Here is a 12,945-nt window from a genome sequence, read left to right on the forward strand (position 1 = left end):
CGTTCGTTCGCTTGGAGTCAACGCCGCTCGACTAGTGGACGGGCTGACTCGCCTTTTCGTAGTGCGGGCGACCGTAGGGAACACCCGGGTGGATGTTCTGCTCGCTGATGTGCACGCGGTTGGCCGGTTGCGGGTAGCTGATCCCCGGCTGGTGACGCACATCGATCTTGAGCTTCTCGGTCGGCTGCGGCAGATGCATGTGGGTGTGATTCTTGATCACGTGCTTCTGCAATCCGGCCGGGACTCCGAGCGGAATGTGGGGCGGTCCGGGCAATCCGATCGGTGTACCGGTGATCGGCATCCCGTAGCTCGGCGCGGTCATTCCGGCGATCGCACCGGGCAGGCTCGGAGGCAGGCCGGCCGGTCCGCCCACGATGCCCGGTCCGGCAGCTCCGCCGCCGCAGACTTCGCTGCACGGAGCAAACGGCACCGGCAACCCGGGAACCAGCGGAGCACCGAAGGCCGCAGCGGCCATGCCCGCTTCGCCACCGACGCCCATCATCTCGATGTCCTTGTCACCCAACCGGACGATCGCCAGGATCGAGCCGCGGCGGTCGGCTTCGACGATCGGGTCGACGCCCGGATCGAGCCGCGTGCTGACCAGCGTGTCGATGCCCGCCAGAGCCGGACCTTGGAAGTCGGGATCGGGCAGATAGATCACCTTGGTGACGAAGTTCCCGGTCAGGACCTGGTCGAGGTCTTCGTCGGTGAACTGGATCGGGATCGAGTTGTGAGCCAGGTAGGCTCCGGTTCGCGGCGTGGCCGGAGCCAGCTCGAGCGTCGGGTAGAGTTCCACTCCGGCTCGCCCGACGATGTCGGTCAGCTTCAGCCGATAGAGTCCGCCCTGCGGAAAGTTCTGGCGTGCCGGAACCACCAGCGGCTCGCTATCGAACGCGCCCGAGCCGGTCGCGTTGTAGCGAATCTGCATCGACTCGGGACGTGCAAAGGTCACTTGGACGGTCGGCGGAGCGGCGGGAACCATCCCAGCCATTCCCATTCCAGCCATCCCCATCGGGCCGCCGAGCGGCTGGCCGTCGGGGCCGCAAGGGCCTCCCGGTCCGATCATCCCCGCTCCGACCACTCCGCCGGCAAACCCGGGGTTGATCGCAGGCGGTCCAATAACGCCCGGTCCAGGGCCGCCCACTCCGGGGCCCGGTTCCATCAATCGTTGTTCTGGCGGCAGGTTGTGGCGGACCGGCGCGCACCCGGTAGCCATGACCGTTGCCGCGACACAGAGCAGCTTCGTGGTCAGTCGCATTGTCATCCGTTCCCCCTGAGGTCGCGGCCTTCTTGGCAGCGGTGCGTTGGCTTTCCCGATGCAAAATCGATCGGTGGCGACGGGACGGGGCCGATTCGCCTGGACCGACCAGCGGCACGTCCCTAGAATCCGCCGCGCGAGTCGCGGTGGGATTGAAAAAGTCACCGAGGTCAGCATCGGCACCCGAGGACACGAATCTTTGGCAAAACCGACACAACCGGCTTATGAGCATCAATCGCCACTACCCCGGCGGCCCTCAAAACGCGACGCGGCGCCCGGCCAGGCCGCCGGCCCGACCCTCCCTTTGGCTGCTTTTTGCCGCTCTTAGCGGGCTCTTCGCCGCAGGCTCCGTCCCCTCGCCGCCGAGCCTCGGCCAGGAAACCTCCGCGGAAAAAAAAGTTCCCGCCGGACAGAAAACCACCCCCCCAGCTCCGCCGCAAGCCGATCAGGAGCCGCAAACCGATCAGGAGCCGCAAACCGATCAGGAGCCGACGCGCGGCTCCCGCGAGGATGCCGCCGCTTTGGCCGAACGGATGGTCGAGTACCTGACTCTCGGACCGCCGCTCGAAGCCAAGCTCCGGCAACGCGTCTGGGCGGCGGGACGCGAAGTCGTCGAAGTCGGCCACTACCAACAAGCGGGCCGCGGCAGTGGTCGGCTGCGGATGGAGCTGCAAGTCCCGATCGCCGATGGCAAAAGCCGCTGGCAGCAAACCTGCGACGGCCGCCTAGCGTGGACTCGCGAAGAGATGGCGGGTGAGGTGCGGGTGCGACGTGTCGACCTCGGCAAACTCGAAGAAGCGACCGCCGCGACCTACAGCCGCCGCGTCCCTCCACGGCTGCGGGTCGGCGGGTTGGCCGAGATCATGGACCGGATTCAAGCCGATTTCGATCTCCGACTCTCCGAAGGGCACATCGACGGCAGCCCGATGCTGGTCCTCAAGGGGATTCTTCGCGAGGAAGTGGCCGAGCAACTGCTCCAGAACCTCGAGCGGGAGGAATGGCCCGAGCTGGTGCCTCGCCAAGTGCGGATCGCCGTCGCCGCCGACTCGCTCGCCACGCCCCTCCCGTCGCGGATCGAGTTCTGGAGCAAGCCCGACGGACGGCTGCTCAGCCTGCTCGAAATCTACGACGTGGCGGAGATCGAATCGCCGGGGCTCGATCAGTTCCGCTTCGAGCCCGGCGGACACGATTTCACCAACGAAACCGACCTCTACATCGCCCGTTTCGGCTTGGGGCTGGCCGCCAACCCCGTGAGCCGACGGCGCTAGCCGCGGGTGAGCCGACGGCGCTAGCCGCGGGTGAGCCGACGGCGCTAGCCGCGGGTGAGCCGACGGCGCTAGCCGCGGGTTCCGTCGCTCGGCCGGACGCTGCGTTAAATCAGCCGCCACGCGCTAGCGTCCGGTTCTCACGGCGCTTTCGAGAACCGGGGGCTAGCGCCCGGCGGCTGATGAATAATTGGGGCGAGAAGCGTGGCGGCTGATGAGAAACGCTGGGCTCGGACCGGCGGCTCAAACAGACCACCGCTGGGCAGGACCACCGCTGGGCAGGCGCGCCGGTTGCCGCACAATGGGGCGATCTGTTTCTTGCCTCCTACGCGTCTCGCTCCATGCACAGCCCCACGCACCGCACCACCTGGATGGATTGGGCTCGGCTCGTCCGCCTGCCGAACGTGTTCACGATCCTGGCCGACGTCGGAGCCGCGTTTCTCTTGGTCGCCCATTCGCACGAGCCTCTCTCGCGGTTCCTCTGCGTGCTCGCTGCCGGGGTCTGCTTGTACTGGGCCGGAATGGTGCTCAATGACGTGTTCGACCTCGAGATCGATCGCGACGAGCGTCCTACGCGGCCGCTCCCGGCTGGCCGCATCTCGCTCTCGGCGGCCAAAACCGCCGGCTGGGCGCTGCTGATCTGCGGCGTCGGCATGGCGGCACTCTCGGGGTTTCTGCCCGCCGAAGATCTGCCCGCGACCTGGCGACCGGGGCTCATCGGGGTGCTGCTGGCCGTGGCGATCGTGCTCTACGACGGGCCGCTGAAGGCGACCGCCGTGGCTCCGCTGGCGATGGGGCTCTGCCGGGCGCTCAGCTTTCTGCTGGGAGCCTCGCCGATTCTCAGCGACGAGCTGGCCTGGTTTCAGTTCCAGCCCCACGTGTTGGCCGCGGCCTCAGGTTTTGGGATCTACGTGATGGGGATTACCTTGATGGCCCGCCACGAAGCGGGCGTCTCGGAGACCACCAAGCTGGCGGCTGGTCTGGTGGTTCTGTTCGCCGGCTGCGGGCTGTTGGCCTTCTCGCCCCAGCTGGCCGGGGCCGATGCGGGGCTGCATTTCGCCGCCGGCCCGTTTGCCCTGCTCATCGCGTTGCTGTCGCTGACGACGCTCGTGCGCAGCGCGAAAATTTTCACGAACCCGAGTCCCGAACGGGTGCAGTTGGCGGTCAAGGTCGCGCTCCTGACGCTGATCCCGCTAGCGGCGGCGTTCGCGCTGCTCGGTGCCGGTCCCTTCTACGGCTTGGCCATCTTTGGGCTCGTCTTCCCGGCGACGCTGCTGGCGGCCCGCTTTCAGATGACGTGAGCGGGCCGTCGCCTCGCTATCTTAGGGACGACCATGATCGCCGGCTTCCATACGACCGCCTTGCCCGAACTCGACTGGCAGACCGCCGCGGCGCTGCTGGAGCAGATCGGCTATCGGTCGCTCGTCGTGCGGCTGAGCCGGGCGCGGCTCGATCCGTTGGCCGACGCGGACGAGTTTCAGGCCCAGTGCCGACGGCTGGCGGCCGCAGTGGGCGAGCGGGGCGTTGGCGGCGAGCGGGGCGGTGGCGGCGAGCGGGGCGGTCGCGGCGAGCCGAGAGCTAGCGGGGTGGTCATCGACGCCGACGGCCGGTACTTGCTCGACCCTTGGTCTGCCGAGATCGGCGACTTGATGAGCTCCGGGGCGGCCCGCGAGCAGCGGCTGGAGTGTTTGAAGGGGGCGGTGAGGATCGCCGAGCAGGTCGGCGGTCGGTGGGTGACTTTTTCGTCTGGCAAACTCCCCGCGGGGATGGACGCCGAGCGGGGACTCGAACGGTTGCGGGACGCGATCCTGGAGCTGGCCGCACTCGCCGACCCCTGGGGCGTGCGGCTTGCGATTCGCCCCCGCTCGGATCACTTCGTCGACTCGCTCGGCCGCTTCGAACGCTTGAGTGAGTGGGTCGCTGGCGAGGCCGATCTCCAATTGGCGGCCGATGTCGGTACCATGGTGGCTGGCGGAGAGATGCCGATCGTCGATTTGCTCCTTCGCAACCGACGATTGGCCTGTGTCTATCTTTCGGACGTCCGCTGGGTTGCCGGAGTGGGCTCCGCTGCCGACGCGCTGATCGGCAGCAGCCATATCGCTGCCGATCGCGTGGTGCAGGGGCTCGCCGAGCATGGGTTTGGCGGTCCGATGCTAGTGGAGCCAGCTCCGCCCGAGCACGTCGACCTGCGGCTGGCAGCCGGATTGTATGAGCGGATTTTCGGCCAGGTCGCTGGAGGGCCGCCGAGCCTCGATACCCTCTCTTGAGATGAAGCACCGACGATGGCGATGATTTTTCTTTCGATCCCCGGCCTGCGTCCCCAAGATGTCAGCCGGATGCCGAACCTGCAGAAGCTGACCGCCGCGGGCGAATCGCGGTCCCTTTCGGCCAGCTTTCCCGCGGTGACCTGGCCCGTTCAAGCGAACATGCTGACCGGCTGCCTGCCCCGCGAGCACGGCGTGGTGGCCAACGGGTTCTTCTGGCGCGACTCGGCCGAAGTCGAGATGTGGACCGCTTGGAATAAGGTCATCGAGCGGCCGCAGATCTGGACGCGGCTGCACGAGCCGGCGGCGGGGGAAGCGCCCAAAACGTCGGCCGTGTGGTTTCCGATGCTCAGCAAAGGGTCCGAAGCCGATTACATCTGCATGCCCGCTCCGGTGCACAATCCGGACGGTTCCGAGTCGCTCTGGTGTTACACCAAGCCGCCCGAGTTCTATGGCGAATTGCTCGAGCAGCTCGGCCACTTTCCCTTGAAAAATTTCTGGGGGCCGCTGGCCTCGATCGATTCGAGCCGCTGGATCGCCCGCTCGGCGGTGATCGCGGCCGAGCGGCATCGCCCCGACTTGTTCTTCATCTATCTGCCCCACCTCGATTACGCCGCCCAGCGGACCGGCCCGGATAGCGAACCGGCTTTGGCGGCGGTCGGCGAACTCGACGCCGAACTCGGCAAACTCGCCGATTCGATGGCAGCAGCCTACGGCGAGCCGCCCCAGTGGATCGTGGCGAGCGAGTACGTGATCACCGAAGTCGACCACGTCGCCTATCCCAACCGGCTGCTCAGTGAAGCGGGACTGCTCCGCACCCAAACCGCCGACGGCCGCGATCGGTTGGACGTGGCCGGTTCGCCGGCCTGGGCCCTGGTCGATCACCAACTGAGCCACGTGTTTGTCCGCGATCGCGATCCCGGAGTGATCGACAAGGTCGTGCGGCTGATGAGCGGCCAGCCGGGAATCGACGAAGTGCTGGCCGGAGACCAGCGTAGCAAATACGCGCTGGACCACGAGCGAAGCGGGGACGTGATCCTGGTTTCCTCCCCCAATAGCTGGCAAGCCTACTACTGGTGGACCGACGATGCCCGCGCCCCGGAGTACGCGCGGACGGTCGACATCCACCGCAAACCGGGCTACGACCCGGTCGAGTTGCACGTCGATATGGCGACCCGCAGCATCCCGCTCAACGCCGAGCTCGTCCGCGGCTCGCACGGAGCCCCGGTCCGCGAAGCGTTCCAGCGGGGGATCGTGCTCGCCAGCCACAGCGGGCTGCTCCCCGCCGGAGAACCCGGCAGCGGAGCCCTGCGGGATGTGGATATGTACGCCGCAATGCGAGGGGGAAGGTAGCAGGTAGCAGGTAGCAGGTAGCAGGTTTCAGGAAAGAATCGCTTCGTACTTGTACTCGTACTCGTACTCGTACTCGTACTCGAAACGGCGGCTGGGGAATCGAGTACGAGTACGAGTACCGCTTCGCTGAGTAGGAGTACCGCTTCGCTGAGTACGAGTGCCGCTTCGCTGAGTACGAGTACGACCGGAGCAACCTCTCGGCTCCTGAAACCTGCTCCCTGAAACCTTTCTCCCTTGAAATCTTTACAAAATTGCTGGACGTTTCGCCGGACGCCCGCGTAGGATTCGACATAACCGGAACGGGAGCCTGGCGGTTCCCGTCGGGGGAGCGGTCAGTGCAATTTTGATCAGTACCATGCAGCTTTCAGGACTCGAGGTCGTCGCCCAGTGGTGGGCTCTGCCGACCGTGCAGGCTGGGCTTGGCGTAGTGGTGCTATGCATCTTGATTGCGGGCGGATTTTGGCTTGTGTCAATCTTTCGCGATCGCACCGCTGACGACCGGTCGAGCGACCCCGAGTGGCTCGCAAACTTCGAAGAAATGCACCGGGAAGGTGACATCAGCGGGAAGGAATTCCGAACTATAAAGGCGTCGATGGACCGACACCGCAGGAGCACGCCAAGCGACGGCGACGCAGCGACTTAGGATGGGTCGCTCGGAGGCGTTGGGCGGGCTGGTCCGGATTGACCTACTTAAATCTCGCCGTTTCCTCCCCGAGGGAAGCTGTGGCGGTCCTCCCGGGACGCCTCGGCAGTGGGGATCGGGAGCGGCCGAGTTCAATATACCCACTACGATCGGCTCGAGCTTCGCGGACACGGATGCCCCGAACTTCGGAAATGAGAACGCGACGGCGGCGATTGGATCCTGTGCAGGGTCCCCTGGTTGCGCTGTCGTCCGCGGGATTCAAGTTCCGGATGCATTCGAGCTGTGGACACCCAAGCCCGTACTCGTCCATCCGTGCGTCACCGTGGCCGTCGTGCTCCGATTTTTTCGGCGTGCGGCAGGCGATGAGCGGCAGCGGATGGGGCGGTTGATGATCACAGCAAGGAGTCGTGTATGTCCTCGAAGGAAATGACTGGAAGCCGTCGCAGTGGCGGGACGACCAAAAAGAACGCGTTCTGCTCGTTCTGCCGGAAGAGCTATCGCGACGTCGGCCCGCTCGTCGAGGGTCCGGGCGACGTCTATATCTGTGGCGAATGCATCGAGCTCTGCCAATCGATCCTCGAGCAGGAGCAGAAGCGCCGCGGCCCCTCGAAGAATCTGTTCGAGAACATCCCCAGCCCGCGGGAGATCGCTGCGCACCTCGACCAGTACGTGATCGGCCAAACCTCGGCCAAGCGGGTGTTGGCCGTCGCCGTCCACAACCACTACAAGCGGCTCAGCGCCGAATGGAATGGCACGGGCGACGTCGAGATCGAGAAGAGCAACATCCTGCTGGTCGGCCCGACCGGCAGCGGGAAAACCTTGCTTGCCCGCTCGCTCGCCCGGATGCTGAACGTTCCCTTTGCGATCGGCGACGCGACGACGCTGACCGAAGCGGGCTACGTCGGCGAGGACGTCGAGAACTTGCTGCTCAAACTGCTCCACGCTGCCGATTTCGATCTCGAATCGGCCCAGCGGGGGATCCTCTACATCGACGAAGTCGACAAGATCGGTAAGACCAGCCACAACGTGAGCATCACCCGCGATGTCTCCGGCGAGGGGGTCCAGCAGTCGTTGCTCAAGATGCTCGAAGGGACCGTCGCCAACGTCCCGCCCCAAGGCGGACGGAAGCATCCCGAGCAGCAGTACATCCAGATGGACACGAGCAACATCCTGTTCATCTGCGGCGGAACGTTCTCGGGGATCGAGGACATCGTTCGCAAGCGGCTCGGCAAACGGACCCTTGGGTTCGGTGGCGGACAGAGCTTCCGCAACGACGCCGATGCGGCGGAGCTGATGACCCACGTCGGCACCGATGACGTCCTCGAGTTCGGCCTGATTCCGGAACTGGTCGGCCGCTTGCCGGTCGTCAGCTATCTGCAGCCGCTCGACGAGGAAGGACTGATCCGCGTCCTGCGGGAACCGAAGAACGCGCTGGTCAAACAGTTCGAAGCGCTGTTCCAGATGGAAGACTGCAAGCTCGAATTCACCGACGAAGCGCTGCGGGTCATCTCCCAGCGGGCCCTCGAGCGAGGCGTCGGAGCTCGCGGACTCCGCGGGATCCTCGAAGAAGTCATGCTCGACATCATGTACGACCTCCCCGACCAGGAACGCGGCAGCACCTACGTGATCGACGAAAGCGTCGTCACCGGCAGCCGCAAGCTGTTCACGATGCCACCGGCTCCCCAGGCCAAAAGCGCCTAAGCGGTCGCTCTCACAACTTGTCTCCTGCCACCGCGGCTCGGGCTCTTCGGACCCCGAGCCGCGGTTTTTTTGTTCGGGAGCCGGGAGCCGGGAGCCGGGAGCCGGGGGGAACCACGAAGGACACGAAGAGCACGAAGGAAGAGTGGGGAGTTGAACCGCGGATAGCGCAGATAACTCGGATAATTGGCTGTTGATCCCCCTTCCATTCGTGTTCTCCGCGTTATCCGCGGTCCTTCCTTTTTCCGTGCGTTTCCGTGTCCTTCCGTGGCCACCATTCGTTGGATTCGTATCATTGGCGGTTGGTATCCGCGGCTCCCAACTCCCGCTTCTGATAAGATTATCTCTCCGAGCTTCGCCTCAATCCGCCGGAGACGTTCTGCGTGCTTCAGTACGAGATCAGCTTTGAGCAGCCGGCGTTTCTCCTGCTGCTGCTACTCGCGCCGCTGTTTTGGGTGGTCGCCCTCCGCAGCCGCGCGAGCCTTGGCAGACTGCGGTGGACGTTGGCCGTCGCCCTGCGGATGCTGATCTTTGCTCTGCTGGTGCTGGCGATCGCCGGCTTTCAGTGGGTCCGCCGCACCGACGATGTGACGGTGCTGTATCTGGTCGACCGATCGCTGAGCATCCCCCGAGCGTCGCTCGACCGGGCCGTCGAGTTCGTCAACGCATCGATCGCCCAGCACCGGCGCGAGGATCGGGGCGACCGGGCTGGCGTGATCTCGTTTGGCAAGCAGGCCGCCGTCGAGGTTCCGCCGCTGGCCGAGCCATTCCACCTCACCTCGCGGTTCGAGACCGAACTGGTCCTCGAGGAGACCGATCTGGCGGCGGCCCTCCGGCTGGCGCGAAGCGTGATGGCGCATCCGTCGGCTCGCCGCGTGGTGATCCTCAGCGATGGGAACGTGACCCAGGGGAATGTTCAAGGGATCGCGGCGGAACTGGTGCGCGACGGGATCGGTGTCGACGTGGTCGCGATTCCCGGCGAGCTTCGCGCGGAAGTGGCGGTCGAGAAACTGGTCGTGCCGACCGAGGTTCGCAAAGGGGCTCCCTTCGAGATCCGCGTCGCCCTCTCACGGCAGACTCCACCGACCTCCGCCGCAGCGACTCCGACGCGTGGTTCGCTCTCGATCTATCGCCACGATCAGGACGAACGGTTGATGATCGCCAGCCAGTCGCTGACGCTCGACTCCGAAACGCACTACCTGACGCTCCGCGACCAGTTGGAGACGCCCGGGTTCTACAGCTACGAAGCGGAGTTCACGCCGGAAGATCCGGCCGCCGACGGGTTCGTGCAAAACAATACCGCTCGCGGCTTCGCCCAGATCCGCGGTGCCGGTCGGGTGCTGTTAATCGAAGACCACTTCAACCCGGGCAGCTTCGACGAGCTCGTTCAACTCTTGCAGCGTGAAAAGATCGAGGTCACCGTCCAGCGAACCGATCAGCTCTTCACGTCGCTGGCCGATCTTCAGGCCTACGATCTGGTCATTCTGGCCGACGTTCCCCGCGGCAACGGCGAGCAGGACAACAGCCTCCAGTACTTCACCGATCAGCAAATCGAAATGCTGGTCCAGAACACCCGGCAGATGGGCTGCGGACTGATGATGCTCGGCGGACCGAACAGTTTTGGAGTCGGCGGTTGGTCCGACACGAAGCTCGAGGAGGCGATGCCGGTCGACTTTCAGATCAAAAATTTGAAAGTCCAAGCGGTCGGGGCGCTAGCCTTGGTGATCGATAGCTCCGGATCGATGTCGGGAGAAAAGATCCAGCTCAGCAAAGCCGCGGCGGTCGCCGCCGCCAAGTCGCTGCGGCCGCAGGACTCGATCGGCGTCTTCTCCTTCGACACCGAAGTCCACCAGATCGTGCCGATGCAGGAGGTTTCGGATCGCGGACACATCATCCCGATGATCTCCCGGCTGGCGGCCGATGGCGGCACCAACATGCAGCCCGCGATGCAGCTCGGCTTTCGGGCGCTGGCGAATTCGAATGCCGCGACCAAGCACATGATCATCCTCAGCGACGGCCACACCCAGCCCGGCAACTTCAACGAGTTGGCGACCCAGATGCGCCAGCAGGGGATGACGGTCACTTGTGTGGCGATCGGTGACGAGGCTGATACGGGGCTGCTGAATCAGATCGCCGCGGTCGGTGGCGGCAAGTTCTACCAAGTCAATTCGCCGCGAGCGATTCCGCAGATCTTCATGCGCGAAGCCCGCCGCGTCGCCCGGCCGTTGATCTACGAGAACCAGTCGGGGATTCCGCTCGAGCTGGCCGCCGACCACGAGGTGCTGCGGGGGATCGAGCCGCCGTTCCCCCCTGTCACCGGGTACGTGATGACGACCGTCAAGCCGACCGCGCTGGTGCAGACACCCCTCCTGGCGTCGCTTCCGAGCGGGCAAGCCAACAGCATTCTAGCGAGCTGGCAATTTGGTCTGGGGCGAAGCGTGGCGCTGACGACCGACGTCGGCCAGCGATGGGCCAGCCGCTGGAAAGAGTGGCCCGAGCGAGACAAATTGCTCGTTCAGCTCGTCCGCTGGACGATGCGTCCCACCAACGAAACCGATCACATCGCTGTCGATGCGCATCTGGAGGGAGACCGGATCCGGATCGTGATGAACGCGCTTGATCTGGAAGACCGGTTTATCAACTTCCTCTCCCCTCAAGTCGCGGTGGTCGGGCCTGGCATGCAGGCTTCCAGCGCAACGCTGCAGCAATCGGCTCCGGGACGCTACGTCGGGGAAGTCGAAGCGTCGGACAAGGGCACGTACTTTCTCTCGATCAGTCCAGGAGCGGGTTCCGAAACGATCCGGCTGGGAATCGACGTCAATCGCTCGGCTGAATTTCGCCCCCGACCCGACAACCTCCAACTGCTCGGCGAGCTGGCCGCTCAGACACCCGCCGAAGGGAAAGCGGGAGACATGCTGGTCATGGAATCGGAGAGCCAGTGGGAGTCGGCCGCGGGTGCCCTCGATACCTTCCGCAGCAACCTGCGGTTCGGCATCGATACGCGCCCGGCTTGGTATATCCTGGTGGTGATCGGCTGCGTCGCGTTCTTCACCGACGTCCTCAACCGTCGCTTGCACTGGAATCCGACCCACGCTTTCCGCCGCGCCGCGAGCAGCGAGGCGCAACCGACCGCCGAAGTGCTAACGCTCGAGCGGCTGCAGCGGCTGAGGCAGACCAAATCGGCTGCCAGGGAAGCGGTCCGAGACCCGTGGGAAGAGACTTCCGCCCCGCCCGCGGCACCGTTACCCAAAAAATCGCTCGCTCCCGTCGCAGCCGGCCCCGAGCAAGCCGAGTCCTATACCGAGCGTTTGCTGAGGGCCAAACGCGAAGCCAAGCGGTCCCAGCAATCGCATGAGAATTAACGCCACGGCAGTGCAGCAACCGATGACTTCCCGACTTTTCACAGCCTGTGTATGCACCCTCTTCGCGACTTGCCTCGGACCGGCGACGGCGAACGCGGAGGAACTGCCGCCGCTGCGGGACGTCGAGGTGCAGAGCTCGCTCGACGGCCAGCCTCAACCTTGCCGGGTGTGGGCGCCGGAGGGCGCGGCAACCACGAAAACACCGCTGCTGATCTTCCTGCATTCCTGGAGCGGCGATTACCGGCAGGACAATCGCAAGTGGTTGGAGCAGGCGGTCGATCGCGACTGGATTTACTTGCATCCCAACTTCCGCGGCCGCAACGACGACCCGCAAGCTTGCGGATCGCCGCTGGCCCGCCAAGACGTCCTCGACGCGCTCGATTGGGCGTTTGAGCATTACCAAGTCGATCCCGCACGCGTCTATCTGGCGGGAACTTCGGGTGGCGGTCACATGGCGATGCTGATGGCGGCTCGGCACGGCGAGCGGTTTTCGGCCGTCTCGGCGTGGGTCGGGATCAGCGATCTGGCTCAGTGGTATCGGTTCCACAGCCGCCCGAACAAGCTGGGGAATGCCGAGCCGGGAAATTACGCCAAGATGGTTGCGGCTTGCTGCGGTGGCGCGCCGGGCGAGTCGGCGGCGATCGACCAGCAGTATCGTGACCGCTCGTCGATTTACTGGCTGCAGGATGCCGGCGACCTGCCACTCGACCTGAATGCCGGAGTGACCGACGGCAAAACCGGCTCGGTCCCGTTCACCCACACCTTGCGGGCGTTCAACGAAGTGGCCGCTGCGGGTGGCTATGCAACCGTCTCCAAAGCCGAGATGGACCAACTGTGGCAACACGGCCGGCTCGAGAAACCCCAGCCGCAAGACACCGCTGAAGATGCGAGCTTCGGCCGGGCAATCCATCTGCGGCGGCACGCCGGGCCGGCCCGGGTGACGATTTTTGAAGGAGGGCACGAAGGCTTACCCATCCCCGCCTGCGACTGGCTTGAACGGCAGAGGCGAGAGGTACCGGTGCCGGCGACAAGCGAAGAGGTCCCCTCCGCCGCCGCGCGTTAGGCCAATGTCGTCGACGTTTGAGCCGCAAGGCGCTAGCCG

General features: G+C 65.1%; 8 protein-coding genes. 7 read left to right on the plus strand and 1 reads right to left on the minus strand.

Annotated elements, in window-relative coordinates:
- Positions 1–31 precede the first annotated feature (31 nt).
- The gene (locus tag GNK13_RS13365; RefSeq protein WP_203329056.1) at positions 32–1,264 is read right to left on the minus strand and encodes a hypothetical protein; all 1,233 of its coding nucleotides are present in this window, start codon (positions 1,262–1,264) and stop codon (positions 32–34) included.
- A gap of 218 nt (positions 1,265–1,482) precedes the next feature.
- Here GNK13_RS13365 and GNK13_RS13370 point away from each other — a divergent pair, with 218 nt between their 5' ends.
- From GNK13_RS13370 to GNK13_RS13400, 7 genes are all read left to right on the plus strand, one after another.
- The gene (locus GNK13_RS13370) at positions 1,483–2,526 is read left to right on the plus strand and encodes a hypothetical protein (RefSeq protein WP_164103039.1); all 1,044 of its coding nucleotides are present in this window, start codon (positions 1,483–1,485) and stop codon (positions 2,524–2,526) included.
- Between the two features lie 338 nt (positions 2,527–2,864).
- Entirely contained in the window at positions 2,865–3,824 is a 960-nt protein-coding gene (locus GNK13_RS13375; protein WP_164103040.1) for a UbiA family prenyltransferase, read from the plus strand.
- Positions 3,825–3,857: 33 nt separating this feature from the next.
- A complete protein-coding gene (locus GNK13_RS13380) occupies positions 3,858–4,790 on the plus strand; it encodes a TIM barrel protein (protein WP_164103042.1) in 933 nt (310 codons plus the stop codon).
- 15 nt (positions 4,791–4,805) lie between these two features.
- A complete protein-coding gene (locus GNK13_RS13385; protein ID WP_164103043.1) occupies positions 4,806–6,140 on the plus strand; it encodes an alkaline phosphatase family protein in 1,335 nt (444 codons plus the stop codon).
- Between the two features lie 1,054 nt (positions 6,141–7,194).
- Positions 7,195–8,484, plus strand: a complete 1,290-nt coding sequence (clpX, locus tag GNK13_RS13390) for an ATP-dependent Clp protease ATP-binding subunit ClpX (RefSeq protein ID WP_164103044.1) — start codon at positions 7,195–7,197, stop codon at positions 8,482–8,484.
- Between the two features lie 380 nt (positions 8,485–8,864).
- Entirely contained in the window at positions 8,865–11,843 is a 2,979-nt protein-coding gene (locus tag GNK13_RS13395) for a VWA domain-containing protein (protein WP_164103047.1), read from the plus strand.
- A 22-nt stretch (positions 11,844–11,865) separates the two neighbouring features.
- Complete coding sequence (locus GNK13_RS13400) at positions 11,866–12,906, plus strand: alpha/beta hydrolase family protein (protein WP_164103048.1); 1,041 nt, start codon at positions 11,866–11,868, stop codon at positions 12,904–12,906.
- Positions 12,907–12,945 lie beyond the last annotated feature (39 nt).

The sequence above is a fragment of the Candidatus Laterigemmans baculatus genome, assembly GCF_010367455.1.
Lineage (GTDB): Bacteria > Planctomycetota > Planctomycetia > Pirellulales > Pirellulaceae > Laterigemmans > Laterigemmans baculatus.